Raw genomic sequence first — 17,908 nt, 5'->3', positions numbered from 1 at the left:
TGGCGCTGACCGCCTCGTCGCCGGTGTAGTCGCTCCGTACGAACACGGACCAGAAATCCGCAGAAACCCCCCCCGCCCGCCCCCCGGGGGCTCCTGGCGTGTCCGAGGAGCGTTCGCGGGGGCCGGGACCCGATCCACCGACTCCCCCGGCGGCCCGCTTCGTCAGTGCCAGCCCTCGCGGTACGCCGCCCAGTCCCCCTCCTCCGCCGCGAAGTCCACGTACAGCGCCACGCCGAAGCGCTCCCGCGCGGGGTCCGTACGTCCGAGGCCGAGACGGACACCCCGGATGGCGGCGGCCACCGTCTCGGCGTTCTCCCAGTGGCCGATGTCGTCCTCGTGGAAGAACGGCAGCCCCATCAGCACATCGGTGTCCTCGGGCGCGGCTTCGAGGGCCAGCGAGGTCTGCTGGGCGGCATAGCCGCCGTAGAGGCCTTCCATCGGCATCCAGGTGTCATAGGACATCACGGCTATCTGGTCGACCCGGCGGGCGACCTCGCCGAAGAACTCCTGGGACCACCACTTGCCCCGCCCGGTGATCGCGCGGTTCACCGCGTGGGCGGCGGGCAGCGGGTCTATCTGGTGGGCGGCCACCGAGAGCTGGGCCCGGCGCTGGGACGTGAGCCGCCGGAGATCGTCCAGCAGTGACAGGTAGTCACGGTCGCCCGAGCGCAGCGGCTCCAGGTCGAAATGCACCCCGTCGAAGCCTGCGTCGAGCACCTGGTCCGCGGACCGGACGACCGCGGCCCGGCTCTCCGCGTCGGACAGCATCAGGCCATCGGACGCCTCAGACGACTCGGTGGCCAGCACATCCCCGAGCCAGGCCTGTACCCGCAGCCCGGGTATGGTCCGGTGCACGCCGTCGATCAGCCACCGGGCGCGCGCGTAGCGGTCGGCGGGCAGTGTCCCGTCGTGCTCCAGCGGGCCCGCGTGCACATACAGGTCGCGTATCCCCGTGTCGCGTATCCGCGCGGCGAAGGCAGCGAGGTCGGCGTCCTTCTTCCGGCCGTCCACCCATGCGTGGCCCAGCCAGATGGCGTCCTTGCCCCGGGTGGTGGTGCCCTTCTCGTACTGGCCCGCGTAGTTGAGGCGCAGGGCCACTGCCCCGGTCATGGCGGGCACGACCAGCAGCAGGGCGAGGGCGAGCGCGATCCGGCGCGGCCACCTCAGCCGTGGACTCCCGAGCGATGAGCGCACGCGCCGCAGCAGGGCACGTGGTCGTGCCGTACGTGCTTCTTCCTTCATCGGATCCCCCGTCAGCCATCCCGTCAGACGCGCGGAGCGCAGCCCCGCCTATGGACGACCACCCTAGACGCGACCACTGACAGTGACCGTCACACTCTGTATGCACCTCGCCCGGTCGCGCGACCGGGCGAGGGGACATAACCTCCGAAACGTGACACGAATAGCCACCCGGGCCCTGGTCGCCCTGCTGGTGGCGGCGTGGTGGCTCCTCGTGCCCGCCGCTCGGGGCGACGCACGTGCCGAGGACCCGGTGCGGCTGTCCGGACAGGGCCAGATCACCGACCCCGTGGACGCTCTCGGCGATCTGGACGACCAGGTGGAAACCGCTCTGGACCGGCTCTACGACACCCATCGCGTTCAGCTGTTCGTGGCGTACGTACACGACTTCTCCGGCCGTTCCGCGCAGACTTGGGCCGATGAGACCGCGACGAAGAACGGGCTGGGACAAGACGACATCCTGCTGGCGGTGGCGACCCGCGACCGGCGGTACGCCTATTCGGCGGACACCGACGCGCCCCTCTCCCAGCGGCAGTTGGACGAGGTGGCCCGTACGGCGATCGAACCGGCGCTGCGGCAGAACGACTGGGCGGGCGCCGCGATCGGCGCCGCGAACGGCTACGCCGCCGTACTGTCCGGGCAGCCCGTGCCCGTACCCTCCATCACCCCCGGGGCCGCCGATCCGGGCGGCGGCGAGCCTCAAGGGGCATCCGGCGCGGATCTGATCGTGCCGATAGCCGTGGCGGGCGGGGCGGGCGCGCTCGCCGTGTATGCGTACACCCGCCGCAGACGCCGGGCCGCGAAACGCACCACACCCGGTGCCGCGGTGCGTGAGCAGGGCTGGGGCCACCCAGAGGGCACCGGAACGGGCGCGCCGGCTCCGCTGCCCGAGCTGCCCGAGCTCGACGTCCAGGCCAAGCGGACCCTGGTCGAGACGGATGACGCCATCCGCACCAGCCGGGAGGAACTGGGATTCGCCACCGCCCAGTTCGGCGAGGAGGCCACCAGACCGTTCACCGAGGCGCTGGAGTACGCACAGGGCGAGCTGACAGCCGCGTTCCGGCTGCGGCAGGCTCTTGACGACGCCTATCCGGAGGACGACGCGACCCGGCGCCTGATGCTGAACGAGATCATCTCCCGCTGCGCGGAGGCCAACCGGAGACTGGACGACCAGACCGACGACTTCGACCGGCTGCGCGCCCTTGAGGAGAACGCGCCGCAAGCCCTCGCCGCCGCCGACGCGGCCTACCGGGAGCTCACCGGCCGGGCGGACACCGCGCAGGCCACGCTGACCGTGATGGGCCGGAGATACGCCGAGTCCGCAGCGGCCCCCGTGGCCGGCGACGTCGAACAGGCCAGGCATCGCCTGCTGTTCGCGTCCACCACACTCGGTGAGGCGCGCCGTGCCCTGGACGGGGGCGACAACGCCGCCGCCGCCGTCCAGATCAGGGCGGCCGAAGGTGCTGTCGACCAGGCCACCCGGCTCATCGACGCGGTCGACCGGCGCGCCCAGGACCTGGCGGAGGCCGCGGGCAAGCTCCCCGGAGCGCTCAGCGAGACGGACGCGGACCTGGCCGACGCGCGCGGCCTGCTGGAGGGGACGGCGGCGGGCATCTCCACGGCCGACCTCCAGGGCCGCATCGGCCGCGCGGAAACGGTCGTCGCCGAGGTGCGGAAGGCCGTGGGCGGCGGCCCGTACGACCCGATCGACGCGCTGCGCCGGGTGGAGGAGGCGGACGCGATGCTGGACGAGGCGCTGGCGGGTGCGCGGGAGAGCGAGCATGCGGGACGCCGGGCCCGGGCCCTGCTCGACCAGGCGACGCTCACCGCCCGCTCGACGGTCACGGCGGCCACGGACTTCGTCACGACGCACCGCGGAGCCGTGGGCGCCCAGGCCCGTACCCGGCTCACGGAGGCACATCGCAGACTGGAGCGGGCGGTGGAACTGTCGGACGTGGACCCGCAGGGTGCGCTGACCGAGGCCCAGCAGGCGGACGCGCTCGCCCGGCAGGCGCAGGGGCTCGCCGAGCAGGACGTGCGGTCGTACGGAGACCCGTTCGGACCTGGTGGGGGCGGCGGACGGCTGGGCGGGGGTGGCGGCGGGGGCGGGCTCAATGGCGCGGTACTCGGCGGGATCATCCTCGGCGGGCTGTTCGGCGGTGGCGGGCACCGCGGCGGAGGCGGTTTCGGCGGGGGGTTCGGCGGTACGGGTGGGGGTTTCGGCGGGGGTCAGGGCGGCGGCTTCGGCGGGCGGCCCGGCAGTTTCGGCGGGGGTGGCACACGCGGCCGGATGGGGGGCGGCGGCCGTTTCTGATCGCATTCCGCACAAGGAGAGGCGCCATGACGAAGCAGACCATCCTCGGCCGGGTCGCCCAGCTCGCGAAGGCCAACATCAACGCGCTTCTGGATCAGGCCGAGGACCCTCAGAAGATGCTCGACCAGCTGATCCGGGACTACACCAACAACATCGCCGAGGCCGAGCAGGCGGTCGCCGGCACCATCGGCAATCTGCGGCTGATGGAACAGGACCACCGCGAGGACGCGGAAGCGGCCGAGGAGTGGGGTGGGAAGGCCCTCGCCGCGAGCAGGAAAGCCGATGAGTTGCGGGCCTCGGGGCAGGGTGCCGAAGCGGACACCTTCGACAACCTCGCCAAGGTCGCGTTGCAGCGGCAGTTGCAGTCCGAGCGGGAGGCGAAGACCGCCGAGCCGACGATCGCCGCGCAGACGGAGGTCGTGGACAAGCTCAAGAAGGGCCTCGAACAGATGCGGGCCAAGCTCGGTGAGCTCAAGGCGAAACGGGATGAGCTGGTGGCCAGATCCAGGTCCGCGCAGGCGCAGAACCGGATGATGGACGCGGTCAAGAGCATCGACGTACTGGATCCCACGAGCGAGCTGAGCCGTTTCGAGGACAAGGTGCGCCGGGAAGAGGCCAAGGCCATGGGCAAACAGGAGCTCGCCGCCTCGTCGCTGGACGCGCAGTTCGAGCAGCTGGACGCGCTCGGGGACGGCGCGGAGATCGAGGCTCGGCTGGCGGCGCTGAAGGCCGCGTAAGCCCTCCGCGCGTCTGGGGGCTACCCCCCCCCGGGGCGCCCCTATGTCTTTGGTCAAGGGAAACGAGGGTGCGTCGGGGTAGGGGAGCCGGGCAGCATGGCGGGGTGGCTGATCTGCTGTGGGATGGCGTGAGTTCTTTCTTCGACCCGGACTCGATGGGGTCGCTGCCGGACGTGCGTGTCCCGGATGTCTCGGTGGAGGGGTGGCAGTCGGTCCTTGATCTTGTCGCGGAGAAGGGCTGGAAGTGCCAGTACTCGGAGGGAGAGACGGTGCTTCCGGTGCCCCGGGCGGAGGTCGTGCTGTCCCGCCCGGTGGATGCCGAGTGTCCGAACCTGCGCGTCTGGCCGACTGCTGATGTGCTGGCGATCTTCCGCTTCCTTGACGACGCGGTCGTCGACTTCGACGTCGATCTGCGGGAGTTGCAGGGGCAGGAACGACTCGATGTGTTGTGCGGCTTTCTCCGCGAGATCGGGCGGCGGTTGGGCAGACCGGTGCTGATGGACGGGGAGGGTGCCTATGGCCATCCGATCCTCGGCTTCGATGTCGAGACTGATCGAGTCGTCCTTCTCATGGAGCCGTAGGTCAGGCGGCTGAGCCCGATTGCTGAGGCAGCGCGGCCGCTTCAGTTCCTGGTAACCAGGCCGGCGTTGATGTCCTGTGCCGTCTGCCGTGTGCGATCGGGCGGCGGCTGGGCAGACCGGTGCTGATGGCACCGGAGTCGGATCCGCTCCACCCGGTCGTCGGCTTCGGTGCCGCGGCCGGCCGAGTGGTGCTGCCGGCGGACTCGCGGCTCGGGTGACCGCCGCCATATGGCGAACACCGCGTCCCTGAACCGGAGTTCGTTGTTGTCTGGGATGTCTGGCGTCAGATCGCTGTTCACGCTGCGTTCGACTGGTGCTTCGAGACTCACTCGTCGCCCCCCACACCAGTCGAACGAGAGGCTTCCCGGTGAAGGACAAGAACTCCGAGGTCCCCGAGAAATCGGCGATCTCGCGGCGCCGCCTGGTCAAGTTCGCCGGCGTCGGGGCGACGCTGGCGGCCGCGACCCCGCTGGTCGCCGGTGGCACGGCGGCGGCCGACAGCCGGGACGGGAACGGGACCAGGCACGGGAAGCGGGACGACCACCGGCGGTTGTGGCGGGCCGGTGACCACCATGTGCACTCGGAGTACAGCGGGGATTTCGACACATCGACGAACCCGCCGACGTTCCAGAAGGGTGCCGACGCCGTGTACCCCATCGTCACCAACGCGATCATGGGCAAGCACTTCGGTCTCAGCTGGATGATGTGCACCGACCACGGCGGTCCGACGCACTCGAAGGTGAACCTCGAACTGGCCTACCCCGACCTGCTGCGTTCACGTGCGCTCGTACCGGAGGTCCTCCAGTTCTGGGGCATGGAGTTCGACGCCCCGGCCCTGGACCACCACACGCTGATGATCCCTCACCACACCGACGAGGCGCAGCAGCTCCACGAGTTGGAGAGCCGGTTCGCCAAGCACGACGCCTTCCCCGCCGATCCCGGCCGTGACACCGAGGCCAAGATGGTCGAGTTCCTGAAGGCCGCGAAGGACATGAGACGCAAGCCCCTGGTGATCGCCCATCACACCTCCCGGTCGGCGACCGGGCTCGGTGTCTGGGGGCAGGACACGCCCCGGGAGTTCCGCAACGGCAACAACGCCGCCCCGGACGTCTACGTGGGCTTCGAGGGCGCTCCGGGCCACCAGGCGGGCCCGCTCATCGGAAAGACACGCGGAGGCTACAGCAGGTACCCGACCCACGGCGGCTTCGACCAGATGACCGCACGCGTCGGCGGGCTCTGGGACTCGCTGCTCGGCGAAGGCCGGCGCTGGTGGATCACCGCGACCTCGGACTCGCATGTGCACTGGACACGCGGCGGCTCCGACTTCTGGCCGGGTGAGTACAGCAAGACCCATGTGCTGGCCCGGCAGGACTACGCCGACATCATGGACGGGCTCCGCAACGGACGGGTCTGGGTCGGCACGGGGGATCTCATCACCACCCTCGACCTGACGGCGGGCAACCGCGGCTGCGCCGCCGAGATGGGCGAGACGCTCACCGTGAGCCGCCGGCACCGCACCGACGTCGAGATAGAGATCAGGTTCCGTCCGCTGGAGGGCGTGAACGGCAACGGCGACCGGCCGCAGGTCCGCCGCGTCGACCTGATCGTGGGCCAGGTCACCGGCCCGAGCGCCAGCCTCGACACCGACACCAACCCGACCACCAAGGTGGTGGCGCGGTTCGGTCCCGGCGACTGGCGCAGGCAGGGCGACGAGTTCGTCATCCGGCACACCCTGCGCGGCGTGGAAAGCGATCTCTACGCCCGGGTGCGGGGCACGAACACCGATGAGATGGAGCCGCTGGCCGACGGGCTGGAGAGCCCGTGGGACGACCTGTGGTTCTACTCGAACCCGGTCTTCGTCGAGGTCCGCTGAGCAGTCCGCCGGCGGCACTTCGCGATCCGAAGGGCGCTGAGCGCTGCCGGCGGACCCGCGGGGAAGTCAGCTCGTATGTCCGGGCGCCTGGTGTCCGATCCGCTGTCCGCCCGGACACCCTGCCTGAGCCCCGGACCACGGGCCCGCCCCCGGACCTCAGGCGTCGGGCTCAAGCCAAGGCGTCAGAACATGCTGAGCAGCTGCTCCACGCTGGGCTCCGCCGCCGAGTCGCCGTCCGGAAGGGCTAGTTCGAACCACACCGTCTTGCCGTGCGGGGTGCGGCGGGAGCCCCAGGCGGCGCTCAGCAGCCCGACCAGTTGCAAGCCCCGGCCGCCCTCGTCGGTGTCCTTGGCGCGCCTGCGCCGGGGCTGTACGAGGCCGGCGTCCCAGACCTCGCAGACGAGGGTGCGGTCGCGCAGCAGGCGCAGCCGTATCTCGCCCTCTCCGTAGCGCAGGGCGTTGGTGACCAGTTCGCTGACGAGCAGTTCGACCGTGTCCACGAGCGGTTCGAGTTCCCAGGCGACCAGCTGGGCCCTGGTGAGTTCGCGGGCCCTGCCCACCGAGCGGGGCTCGCGGGGCAGCCGCCAGTCGCCCACGGCTTCGGCCGGCATGCCCTGGATGCGGGCCATGAGGAGGGCGATGTCGTCCTCGCCGTGGCGGGTGTCCAGGTTGTTCAGGACGTGATCGCAGATGTCCTCGAGCGAGGGCGCGCCCGCTCTCGGCGCGGGCACGGACGCCGATGCCCTGTGCCCGGCTGCCTGTGGCGGAAGCGGGATCCCATGGTCCGCCGCCGGCTGGGAGGGATCGGTGAGCGCCGCCCGGAAAGCGCCGAGTCCCTCGTCCAGCGGGTGGTGCCGGGACTCCACGAGGCCGTCCGTGTAGAGCGCGAGCAGGGCCCCTTCCGGGAGCTCGACCTGGACCTCCTCGAAGGGCTCCCCGCCGACGCCGAGCGGCATGCCGGGGGGCACGTCGAGCAGCAGGGCCTCCTCGCCCGGCTCCACGAGGATGGGCGGCAGATGCCCGGCGTTGGCGAAGGTGCAGCGCCGGGTCACCGGGTCGTACACGGCGTAGACACAGGTCGCCAGATAGACCTCGGAGAGCTCCGGGTCGCGGTTCTTATGGGCCACGCGGGACGCCTGCTGGGCGCCGCTGGGGCTGCCGAGTCCGCGGGCGATCTCGTCCAGCGCGGAGAGCACCTCGGCGGGCTCCAGGTCGAGCAGTGCCAGGGTGCGTACGGCGGTACGCAGTTCGCCCATGGCCACGGCGGCGCGCAGTCCGCGACCCATGACGTCGCCGACGACGAGGGCGGTGCGGTGGCCGGGCAGTTCGATGACGTCGAACCAGTCACCACCGACCTCGGTCGCGGTGTTGCCGGGCAGATAGCGGCAGGCGATGTCGAGCCCGGCGGCCTCGGGGTCGCCCGGGGGCAGCAGGCTGCGCTGGAGGATCAGGGCGCGCTCGTGCTCCCGGCGGTAGAGCCGGGCGTTGTCCATACAGACGGCGGCGCGCGCGGCGAGTTCGACCGCGAGGGCGCGGTCCCGTTCGCCGAAGGGTTCGCTGCCCTTGACCCGGGAGAACTGCACCAGGCCGATGACCGCGTCATGCGCGACCATCGGCACGGCGAGGGTCGACTGGATGAGGCTGCCTTCCTCGCCCGGGATGGCCTGTACGCGGGCGGTGCGCAGGGCGGCCGCCGACGGCGAGCTGAACGGGAACTGGTGTACGGCCCCGACCCGCGGCAATGCCGGAGTGAACGCGGCGGCGCCCCCGGTTCCGTCCCCGACGCCGACTCCGCCCGGACCGTCCTGGTCCCCCGGGCAGTCGCCCGGGCGGTCGGAAGGCAGTGCGCCGGAGACCGCGCTGGCGAAGGCGACCCGGCGCAGTTCGGCGCTGGTGCCGCCGTAGCCTTCGGGGTGGCCGGAGCCCCAGTGTCCGGGCGGTGCCTCGTCCCCGGTGAGCAGCCCTTGGTACAGATCCACGGACGCGAGGTCGCAGAAGCCGGGCACGGCGACCCCGAGAAGTTCGCGGGCGGTGGTCTCCAGGTCGAGTGAGTTGCCGATCCGGGCGCTCGCCTCGTTGAGGATGGCGAGGTTGCGCCGGGCGCTGGCGGCCTCACGGGCGGCGATGTGGCGGCGCGTGACGTCGATACCGAGTCCGGCGACGCCGACGGGACGCCCAGTACCACTGTGGACCCGGTAGAGGTTGACCGACCAGTGGCGGCGCTCGTTACCGCCCGGCACATTGCCGACGACCTGGAGGTCGGTGACGGACTCGCCGGTGTCCAGGACCCGTTTGAGTGCGGCGGTCATCCGCTCGGCCTCGGGCCGGGAGAGGTAGTCGTGGACGGTACGCCCGCGGTGCTCCGACGGGGCGCCGCCGAACACGGTCGCGAAGCGCCGGTTGGCCTGTACGACGGTGAGGTCCGGGCCGAACAGCAGGAAGCCAAATGGAGATTGGCCGAAAATGGCCTGCGACGCGGCGAGGTCGGTTTCTATACCGCGCAGCGCGCGCACGTCGACCACGATGCAGAGCGCGGCGTGCCGACCCCCCTCGGTCTCGCTCGGCATGACGTAGACCTCTGCCAGGCCGTGCGGGTGCTCCCCACCCGGCGTACGGAAGGGGACGAGTCCGGTCCACTCCCTGCCGTCGAGGATCTCGGCCATCTTCCGGTAGCCGCGGGGGCGCAGCTCGGCGGGCATGAACACCTCGATGGGGTCCTTGCCCATGACCTCTGCGGCCTCGATACCGAACTGCTCGGTGGCACGACGACTCCACTGGTCGACCAGCCCGTCAGGGCCGATCGAGAATGACGCGACCTTGATGTAGTCGTAGATCGAGCCGGGCGGACTGCTCTGCCACACCACACCGCTCGCCGTCTCAGGTATCTCGCTCACGCGACCCGTCCCCTCCAGCTCACCGCACCGGACCGGCCATGCCTGGCAGTATTCAGCACTACGGCCTCCGGCGGCACGGCGTTCACGATCACAGAGCGGTCTCGTTCACTTTGAGCCGAAAACGCGTTGATCGATGTCCCAACAGACTTCTAACCAGGCAGAGGCAGCTCGAACCACACCGTCTTGCCGGTCCTGCTGTGACGGGTGCCCCATCGCCGGGCGGTGACGGCCACAAGCTGGATTCCGCGCCCGCCTTCGTCATCGGGTCCTGCCGGGCGTTCCAGGGGCGGATCGGGAAGTGGGTCGCTGACTTCCACGAGGAGCGCGGAGCGGGGTGGGAGCAGGTCGCTGCTGCCCGGGCGGGCGCCCTCCCTGCTGGTGCCGTCCAAGCCGAGCCGGGCGAGGCGTACGCCGATCGGGCCGTACGCGTACCGAAGGGAGTTGGTCACAAGCTCGCTGACCAGCAGTTCGGTCACATCGCCGAGGCTGTCCAGATCCCAGCTACGCAACGTGTCGCGGACCGCGTGACGTGCGGCGCGAACGGCACCAGGCGCGCCAGGGAAGGTCCACTCGGCGACGTCGCCAAGGGTGTCGCTCACACCGATCACTTCCCACGGCCGAACGCGGTGACGGGACCACGTCTGATTCCGGAGCGTCAATCCACCCCATACCCGATATTCAGAACAACTACCGCAGAGGGGGACGTATGATGACGCGAATGGCGGACATGGTCAAGCAGGGGTCCAGCAGCGGCCAACGGCAGTGAGAGGACTCGCTCCAGAGGGGTGGAAGTGTCCTGGGTCGCTCCGGGCAGCAGCAGCGCCGCGGCATCGACCGCGGGACGGTCCTGGGGCAGCCAGTCCACGGCGTCCAGCTCATCGGGCGCGAGCCAGCGCAGCTCGTCGTGGTCTTCCAGCGGCTCGGGCTCGCCTCGCAGCAGCCGTGCCGTCCACACCTGGAGCACATAGCCGGGCCTGAGCGGCCATTCGCCGGGGACCCGCTCGATCGGCTCCGCCTCGACACCCAGCTCCTCGCGCAGCTCACGAACGAGCGCCTGCTCCGGGGTCTCGCCCGGCTCCAGCTTGCCGCCGGGCAGCTCCCAGCGACCGGCCAGTTCGGGCGGCGCGCTCCGGCGCGCGGCGAGCAGCAGTCCCCGCTCGTATACCGCCGCCGCCACCACGACCAGGGTTGTCACACGATCCGTCATACGCCGGAGCGTAACGCCCCAAGGCGCCGCCACCGCGCCGTGTGCGCGGGCTGGGACCAGACCGGACGGGGGTAAGAGGGGTACGGGCGACCTGGGTCTACGCCAGGTCCGGGGACGGCGTCGCCGACCCGAATCGCTCCACCCAGTAGAGCTGCTTGTGGCCGCGTGAGTCGAGACTGTCGACGATCTTCCGCGCTTCACCCTCGGTCGCATACCTGCCGACGCGATAGCGGTTGCCGTTGTCGTCCTGACGGATCACCAGCCAGGGAAGCAGCACCGCGCCGTCCTCGCTCATTGCGACCCTCCCGCCGCCTGCCTGCACACCTTCAACGATCCCCGGGAAACCGCACTCTGCATATGCCCGAGCTTACGCCTGACATTTACTCAGCGGTTACGTGTTCTCACAAAGAGGTACGGATCCGGCCAGGGACGGGCCGGAAGACGAGAGCGCACATGGCCGAGTGCGCCCCTCCCGGGCGGCCGCCGGAGCGGCCTCCCGTCCTCCGCCGGCCCTGCCCATGGCTCAGCGCACCGGCAGGTGGTACGAGATCCGGTAGCGGTCGGCCGGGACGACCACATCCGCCGTCTCCACCGCCCGGCCCGAGGCGTAGTACGTCCGCTGGATGACCATCACCACATGTCCGGGGACACCGCCGAGCGCCTGGAGCTCCTCCGCCAGCCCCGGGCGCGCGCTGACCTCCTCCGCCACGTTGTCCACCACGATGTCGATGGCGCCCATCCGCTCCACGACACCGCAACCGCCGAGCGGCCCCTCCTCGGGGAGCATCACCGGCGTGCGCCCGGTGATCGCGAGCGGCTCCCAGGACGTGGACAGCATCATGGCCTCGCCCGCGTCCCGGAACACATAGCGCGTACGCATCACCCGCTCGTCCGGGCCGATGCCCAGCCGGGCGGCGATGACGGTGCCCGCATCCGTCTGCTCACTGCTCGACTCCCACGTACCCCGGGCACCGTCCGCCGCCTGCTCCTGACGGAACGGACTGCCGCCGGACGCCAGCCGGAAGCCGGAGCGGGCGATCCGTCGGGGCACCGGCTGCTCCCGTACGTAGGTGCCCGATCCGGAACGGCCCTCGACAAGCCCCTCGGCCATCAGCACTTTGCGCGCTTCCAGCGCCACGGTGTCCGACACCCCGTACTCCTCGCGGATGCGGGCCTGCGAGGGTAGCCGGGTGCGCGGCGGCAGCGAACCGTTGGCGATCTTCCGTCGGAGATCACCCGCAACACGCAGATAGGCGGGCTGCTCACCGAATGTCACTGGCCACTCCCAACGGATTGACAGACAGCAACAGCGTGGCAACCGACGGTTGGCACCCGCAAGCATGGGCCAGAGCCTCACTGGAAGCAATGGCGCCTCTTCGCCCCGGGCTGCGTCCGCCTGCGTCCGGCCGCACCCGACAGGAGGGGCGGCCGCTCGGCGCGGCCACCCCTCCTCACTGCTCATCCGCTCAGGTCAGAACTGGAGACCCCAGGAGTCGATCTTCCCGGTGTCGTAGCTCGCGTTGTCGCTCACCCGCAGCTTCCACGTCCCGTTGGCGGCCTCGGACGAGGCGTTCACCGTGTACGTGGTGTTGATGTTGTCCGCGCTGCCGCCGGTGCTGTACGCCTTCAGCGTGTACGCGGTGCCGTCCGGGGCGATCAGCTGGACCTGGAGGTCACCGATGTAGGTGTGCACGATGCTGACCGGAACCTGGAGCGAACTCGGGGCGTTGCCCGAGACCCCGCTGACCGTGACGGAGGACTCCACCGTGGAGTTGTCGCTGATGGTGTAGTCCGCGGTGTTCTCGAACTTCGTGGTGCTGGGCGGGGTGGTCGTGCCGCCGCCGACGTACAGCAGGCGGTTCGGGGAGCCCGTACCGGCGCTGGTGACCTTGTTCTGGGTGGCCGCCGTCGTCAGGGCCGTCGAGACCTGGGCCGGGGTGGCCGACCGGTTGTCCGCCAGGTAGACCGCGGCGGCGCCGGCGACGTGCGGGGAGGCCATCGACGTACCGGAGATGGTGCTGGTGGCGCTGTCGCCGGTGTTCCAGGCGGAGGTGATGGACGAACCGGGCGCGAAGATGTCCAGCGAGCTGCCGTAGTTGGAGAAGCTGGAGCGCGCGTCGGAGCTCGTGGTCGAGCCGACGGTGATCGCCGCGGCCACCCGGGCCGGGGAGTAGCTGGACGCGTTGGCGCCGTCGTTGCCCGCCGCCACCACATAAGTGATGCCCGCGGCGATGGAGTTGCTCACGGCCGTGTCGATGGCGGTGTCGGCGCCGCCACCGAGGCTCATGTTGACGACCGCGGGCTTCACGGCGTTCTGGGTCACCCAGTCGATGCCCGCGACGACCTGCTCGGTGGTGCCGGAGCCCTCGTCGTCGAGCACCCGGACGCCGACGATCTTGGCCTTCTTGGCCACGCCGTAGGAGGTGCCGGCGACCGTCGCGGCGACATGCGTGCCGTGGCCGTTGCCGTCCTGGGCGGTGTAGTCGTTGTCGATGGCGTCGTAGCCGTAGGAGGCGCGGCCGCCGAAGTCGCTGTGGGTGATCCGGACACCGGTGTCGATGACGTACGCCGTGACGCCGCTGCCGGCCGACGCGGGGTAGGTGTAGACCGAGTTGACCGGCAGGGACTGCTGGTCGATGCGGTCCAGACCCCAGGACGGCGGGTTCGTCTGGGTGTCGTTGATCTTGAACACCCGGTTCTGCACCACGGACTTGACGTCCGGGTCCGCGGCGAACTTCTTCGCCTGCGCCTCGGTGAGCTGTACGGAGTACCCGTTCAGCGCGGAGCGGAAGGTCTTCTTGATCTTCGCACCGTATTCCGCGGCAAGGGCCTTGCCCGCCTTGGAACCGGCGTCGGCGGCGGAGTCGTCAAGGGTGACGATGTAGCTGCCGGCGATGGTGCCAGGCGCACCCGCGTTCTGGATGACGCCTTCCGGTGCCGGCTCGACCGCGGTCGCCGGGGAGGCTGAGGCGGCGCCGAGCGTGAGGGCGGCGACGGCTATGGCGCTGGCCGCGGACAGTCTTCGCCGGGCATGACGCATCACGTACATGTGAGGGGTCCTCCTCATCGGTCCTGCTCTGTGGGGGAGGCGGACACCGCAAATAAGACATGCTCATGACAACCCAAGGGGAATGAGCGGGGACTGCCTCATCTACGCGCGGTGACTGCCGACCGAAAGATTGGCGGATCTTCAGGGTTCCCACAAGAGGTTCGGCGGTGGATTAACACGCACGACACACAAGTGCCATCGTGAATCACATGACGGAGTACCAATGTCCCATGTGCGGCGTTCAGTCCCCGGTGGAGACGGCTCCCTGGTGCTGTCCCCGGTGCCGAGGCCCATGGGACCTCGTCTTCTCGCCGCCCCCGGTGCCGCTCGCCTCGCTGCCGGCGCGCGTCAACTCGCTCTGGCGCTACGAGGAGGCCCTGCCGCTGCCCGCCGGCCCGGCACGCGCCGCGGTCTCCCTGGGCGAGGGGCGCACCCCGCTCGTACCGCTCTCGGACACCGTCACGGCCAAGCTCGACTTCCTGATGCCCACCCTGTCCTTCAAGGACCGCGGCGCGGTGCTGCTCGCCGAGCTGGCGCGACGGTTGAAGCCCGGCCGGGTGATCGCCGACAGCAGCGGAAACGCGGGCACGTCGATCGCCGCGTACTGCGCCCGCGCGGGACTCGACTGCACCGTCCACGTACCCGCCGGGACCTCTCCCAAGAAGCTCCAGCAGATCGGCGCCCACGGCGCGCGTACGGAACTCGTCCCCGGCGACCGCGAGGCGGCGGCACAGGTGGCCCGCGCGGTCGCCGGGGAGAAGGGCGTCTTCTATGCCTCACATGTCTTCAACCCGTACTTCCTGCACGGGACCAAGACCTATGTCTACGAAATCTGGGAGGACCTCGGCGGTCGGCTGCCGGAGGCTCTCGTACTACCGGTCGGCAACGGAACCCTCCTGCTGGGCGCGGCGCTCGCGATCGGCGAACTCCGCGCCCACGGCCTGCTCACGGAGCAGCCCGCCCTGCTCGCCGTCCAGGCGGCAGCCGTCTCCCCGCTGGCCTTCGCATTCCGCGCGGGCGCGGACGACGTGCTCGCCCCGGCTTCCACCACCCGCACCCTCGCCGAGGGCATCGCCATCCCGCACCCGCCCCGCGCCCGCCAGATCCTCACAGCCGTACGCGCCGGCGGCGGCGACTTCCTCACGGTGACGGAGGACCAGATCCGCACCGCCCAACTGGACCTCGCCACCCGCGGCCTCTACGTCGAGCCCACCGCCGCGGCCTGCTGGGCCGCGGTTCGCACCGACGGCCTCGGCGGACGCACCGCGGTGCTGCCGCTGTGCGGTGCGGGGCTGAAGTCGGGCCTCGCGGCGACGGCGTAGCCGGACGTCAGACGTTGAAGCGGAACTCCACCACGTCCCCGTCCTGCATCACGTACTCCTTGCCCTCCATGCGCGCCTTGCCCGCCGCACGGGCGTCGGCGACCGAACCCGTGGTCACCAGGTCGGCGAAGGAGATCACCTCGGCCTTGATGAAGCCCTTCTGGAAGTCGGTGTGGATGACACCGGCGGCCTCAGGGGCCGTCGCGCCCTTCTTGATGGTCCAGGCGCGGGACTCCTTGGGGCCTGCCGTGAGGTAGGTCTGGAGGCCCAGGGTGTTGAAGCCGACGCGGGCCAGGGTGGCGAGACCGGGCTCGTCGGCGCCGACGGACTGGAGGAGTTCCATCGCGTCCTCCTCGTCCAGCTCCGCGAGGTCCGCCTCCAGTTTGGCGTTGAGGAAGATGGCCTCGGCGGGGGCGACCAGGGCGCGCTGTTCGTTCTTGAAGGTCTCGTCCACGAGCTCGTCCTCGTCCACGTTGAAGACGTAGAGGAACGGCTTGGTGGTGAGGAGGTGGAGGTCGTGCAGCAGCTCCGCCTTCTCGCTGCCCTGGACGATGCCCTGGGAGAAGAGGGTGTCGCCCCGCTCCAGGATTTCCTTGGCGGCCTCGACCGCCGCGACCTTGGGGGCCACGTCCTTCTTGATGCGGGCTTCCTTCGCCAGGCGCGGCAGGACCTTCTCGATGGTCTGGAGGTCCGCGAGGATCAGCTCGGTGTTGATGGTCTCGATGTCGTCCTTGGGCGAGACCTTGCCGTCGACGTGGACGACGTTCTCGTCCTTGAAGGCGCGGATGACCTGGCAGATCGCGTCGGACTCGCGGATGTTCGCCAGGAACTTGTTCCCGAGGCCCTCGCCCTCGCTCGCGCCGCGGACGATTCCGGCGATGTCGACGAAGTCGACGGTCGCGGGGAGGACCCGCTGGGAGCTGAAGATCTCGGCGAGCTTGGTGAGCCGGGTGTCGGGGACGCCGACGACTCCGACGTTGGGCTCGATCGTGGCGAACGGGTAGTTGGCCGCCAGCACGTCGTTCTTGGTCAGGGCGTTGAACAGGGTCGACTTGCCGACATTCGGCAGTCCGACGATTCCGATCGTGAGCGACACGTTGGCGACTTCCTGGGTGAGGACTGGCGGCGGGCCGGGGGCCCGGCCCCGGGTGGGCCGATCCACCAGTTTACGGGCGCGTCAGCGGGGCCGACGACGGGAAGCGGGGGAAGCCCTCGTGAGGCTCTCGCGTACGAGCGGGGCACGGGTTTGCGTCGAACTCATGGCCAAGGTCACCCAAAGGGCGTGTCTTGTGGCGGAACCCTCATGCAATGAGACCTACGTTTGATCCGTGGAGCATAGGACAGGTCCCTCGCAGCAGCGGCCACGGCCGCAGGCCCCTCTTTCCGGGCAGGGCGCCCTCATCGAGGGTGCCTCGGTGTACCGGGTCACGGCACGGCCGGGCAGCTCGGACCGGCCAGGGCGCTCGGGTCGGCCGGGGCGTACCGTCAGGCCGGGCGGCGGGCAGCCGAAACGGCCCGCCCCCAGGCCGGGGCGTCCGGCGCCGCCGGTCCTGCTCGCGCTGCGCAGGCTGCCGAACCCCCGGTTGACCGGTCTCGGCGCCGGGCTCTTCGCCTCCACCGCCATGCTGCTGATCGGTGCGCTGGACGAGCTGCTGCTGGGCGGCTCGCCACTGGTGTACGGCCTGCTCTTCCTACCGGTCAGCGCTCTGACCGCGCTGTGGGTACGCAAGGCCGACCTGGTCACGGCGCCGATCAGTGTGCCGATCGCGTTCACCGTCGGCGTCATCCCGATCGCGGGCGGCGTGGGCGGCTACGGGGGCCACATCATGGCGGTGGTGACGGCGCTGGCCGTCAACGCGGGCTGGCTCTACGGCGGCACCCTGGTCGCGGGAGTGATCACGACCGTGCGGAAGATCCGGCTGATGCGTCGTGCTCCCGCTCCGCGGCCGGCGCCCCGCAAGGCCGACGGCCGCCCGGGGCAGGCACTGCGGCACCCGGGCGGTCGGCACTGACCGGCGGCTAGCGTCGGGCCGCGGCCATCGCCGCGCCCACGATGCCCGCGTTGTTCTGGAGCTGGGCAGGGACGATCTCCGCCCGCACGTGCTTGATGAGCGGCAGGAACTTCTCCGCCTTGCGGCTCACGCCGCCGCCGATGATGAACAGCTCGGGCGAGAAGAGCATCTCCAGATGCTCCAGGTACTTCTGGACGCGGCGCGCCCAGTGCTCCCAGCTCAGTCCTTCGTCGTCCTTGACCTTGGTCGACGCGTGCTTCTCCGCCTCGTGGCCGTTCAGCTCCAGATGGCCGAGCTCGGTGTTGGGAACGAGGCGGCCGTCGACGAACAGGGCGCTGCCGATGCCGGTGCCGAAGGTCAGCAGCATCACGACGCCCTTGCGGCCGCTGCCGGCGCCGAAGGTCATCTCCGCGACCCCCGCGGCGTCGGCGTCGTTGAGCACGGTGACCGGGAGGCCGAGCTTGTCGCCCAGCAGCTTGCCACCATCCGTGTCGATCCAGCTCTTGTCGACGTTGGCGGCCGTTCGAATGACCGATCCGGTGACCACGCCTGGGAACGTGATCCCGACCGGGCCCGACCAGCGGAAGTGGCGTACCACCTCGGCAACGCCGTCGGGGCCCCCCCCCCGGGGGGGGGGGGGGGGGGTGTTTCGGGTTTTGGGGCGGTGGGACAGTGGGGCG

14 protein-coding genes and 1 pseudogene are annotated in these 17,908 nt (G+C 70.5%); 6 read left to right on the top strand and 9 right to left on the bottom strand.

The window, feature by feature from the left end; all coding sequences use genetic code 11:
- Window positions 1-162 precede the first annotated feature (162 nt).
- On the bottom strand, window positions 163-1,242 hold the full coding sequence (locus tag ACFWI9_RS25465) for a hypothetical protein (protein ID WP_387165371.1): 1,080 nt from the start codon (window positions 1,240-1,242) through the stop codon (window positions 163-165).
- 151 nt (window positions 1,243-1,393) lie between these two features.
- Between ACFWI9_RS25465 and ACFWI9_RS25460 the strand changes: the two genes are divergently transcribed.
- From ACFWI9_RS25460 to ACFWI9_RS25445, 4 genes are all read left to right on the top strand, one after another.
- Window positions 1,394-3,553 (top strand): TPM domain-containing protein, encoded by a 2,160-nt coding sequence (locus ACFWI9_RS25460; protein WP_387165370.1) that lies wholly within the window; start codon window positions 1,394-1,396, stop codon window positions 3,551-3,553.
- A gap of 26 nt (window positions 3,554-3,579) precedes the next feature.
- Window positions 3,580-4,290 (top strand): PspA/IM30 family protein, encoded by a 711-nt coding sequence (locus ACFWI9_RS25455; RefSeq protein ID WP_387165369.1) that lies wholly within the window; start codon window positions 3,580-3,582, stop codon window positions 4,288-4,290.
- Between the two features lie 104 nt (window positions 4,291-4,394).
- Complete coding sequence (locus ACFWI9_RS25450) at window positions 4,395-4,871, top strand: hypothetical protein (protein WP_387165368.1); 477 nt, start codon at window positions 4,395-4,397, stop codon at window positions 4,869-4,871.
- A gap of 367 nt (window positions 4,872-5,238) precedes the next feature.
- Complete coding sequence (locus ACFWI9_RS25445; RefSeq protein ID WP_387165367.1) at window positions 5,239-6,744, top strand: phosphoesterase; 1,506 nt, start codon at window positions 5,239-5,241, stop codon at window positions 6,742-6,744.
- A gap of 182 nt (window positions 6,745-6,926) precedes the next feature.
- Here the strand turns inward: ACFWI9_RS25445 and ACFWI9_RS25440 are convergent, their stop codons facing one another.
- From ACFWI9_RS25440 to ACFWI9_RS25415, 6 genes and pseudogenes are all read right to left on the bottom strand, one after another.
- On the bottom strand, window positions 6,927-9,638 hold the full coding sequence (locus ACFWI9_RS25440) for a SpoIIE family protein phosphatase (protein ID WP_387165366.1): 2,712 nt from the start codon (window positions 9,636-9,638) through the stop codon (window positions 6,927-6,929).
- 149 nt (window positions 9,639-9,787) lie between these two features.
- Complete coding sequence (locus tag ACFWI9_RS25435) at window positions 9,788-10,246, bottom strand: ATP-binding protein (protein WP_387165365.1); 459 nt, start codon at window positions 10,244-10,246, stop codon at window positions 9,788-9,790.
- Window positions 10,247-10,451: 205 nt separating this feature from the next.
- A pseudogene (locus ACFWI9_RS25430) lies at window positions 10,452-10,845 on the bottom strand ((deoxy)nucleoside triphosphate pyrophosphohydrolase); the annotation flags it as partial.
- Between the two features lie 97 nt (window positions 10,846-10,942).
- The gene (locus tag ACFWI9_RS25425) at window positions 10,943-11,140 is read right to left on the bottom strand and encodes an SPOR domain-containing protein (RefSeq protein WP_387165364.1); all 198 of its coding nucleotides are present in this window, start codon (window positions 11,138-11,140) and stop codon (window positions 10,943-10,945) included.
- Between the two features lie 228 nt (window positions 11,141-11,368).
- Window positions 11,369-12,121, bottom strand: coding sequence for a GntR family transcriptional regulator (locus ACFWI9_RS25420; RefSeq protein WP_387165363.1), 753 nt, complete (start codon window positions 12,119-12,121; stop codon window positions 11,369-11,371).
- Between the two features lie 195 nt (window positions 12,122-12,316).
- Window positions 12,317-13,894: a S8 family serine peptidase gene (locus tag ACFWI9_RS25415; RefSeq protein ID WP_387165362.1), complete on the bottom strand. Its 1,578-nt coding sequence runs from the start codon at window positions 13,892-13,894 to the stop codon at window positions 12,317-12,319.
- 209 nt (window positions 13,895-14,103) lie between these two features.
- On the opposite strand from ACFWI9_RS25415, the gene ACFWI9_RS25410 reads away from it, so the two are divergent.
- Window positions 14,104-15,216 (top strand): pyridoxal-phosphate dependent enzyme, encoded by a 1,113-nt coding sequence (locus tag ACFWI9_RS25410; RefSeq protein ID WP_387165361.1) that lies wholly within the window; start codon window positions 14,104-14,106, stop codon window positions 15,214-15,216.
- A gap of 7 nt (window positions 15,217-15,223) precedes the next feature.
- On the opposite strand, the gene ychF is transcribed toward ACFWI9_RS25410, so the two are convergent.
- Entirely contained in the window at window positions 15,224-16,312 is a 1,089-nt protein-coding gene (gene ychF / locus ACFWI9_RS25405) for a redox-regulated ATPase YchF (RefSeq protein WP_387165360.1), read from the bottom strand.
- 232 nt (window positions 16,313-16,544) lie between these two features.
- On the opposite strand from ychF, the gene ACFWI9_RS25400 reads away from it, so the two are divergent.
- Window positions 16,545-17,228, top strand: coding sequence for a DUF6542 domain-containing protein (locus ACFWI9_RS25400; protein WP_387165359.1), 684 nt, complete (start codon window positions 16,545-16,547; stop codon window positions 17,226-17,228).
- A gap of 7 nt (window positions 17,229-17,235) precedes the next feature.
- Here the strand turns inward: ACFWI9_RS25400 and ppgK are convergent, their stop codons facing one another.
- On the bottom strand, window positions 17,236-17,901 hold the full coding sequence (gene ppgK / locus ACFWI9_RS25395; protein ID WP_387165373.1) for a polyphosphate--glucose phosphotransferase: 666 nt from the start codon (window positions 17,899-17,901) through the stop codon (window positions 17,236-17,238).
- Window positions 17,902-17,908 lie beyond the last annotated feature (7 nt).

The sequence above is a fragment of the Streptomyces sp. NPDC127084 genome (assembly GCF_042724175.1).
Lineage (GTDB): Bacteria > Actinomycetota > Actinomycetes > Streptomycetales > Streptomycetaceae > Streptomyces.
The sequence above is the reverse complement of the archived record's forward strand: the minus strand, read 5'-3'. Positions and strand labels throughout refer to the sequence as shown.

Bases quoted from the DNA above. Each gene is read 5' to 3' on its own strand.
- ACFWI9_RS25415 (WP_387165362.1), bottom strand. From the start codon at position 13,894: ATGTACGTGATGCGTCATGCCCGGCGAAGACTGTCCGCGGCCAGCGCC.
- ACFWI9_RS25455 (WP_387165369.1), top strand. From the start codon at position 3,580: ATGACGAAGCAGACCATCCTCGGCCGGGTCGCCCAGCTCGCGAAGGCC.
- ACFWI9_RS25465 (WP_387165371.1), bottom strand. From the start codon at position 1,242: ATGAAGGAAGAAGCACGTACGGCACGACCACGTGCCCTGCTGCGGCGC.
- ACFWI9_RS25410 (WP_387165361.1), top strand. From the start codon at position 14,104: ATGACGGAGTACCAATGTCCCATGTGCGGCGTTCAGTCCCCGGTGGAG.
- ACFWI9_RS25425 (WP_387165364.1), bottom strand. From the start codon at position 11,140: ATGAGCGAGGACGGCGCGGTGCTGCTTCCCTGGCTGGTGATCCGTCAG.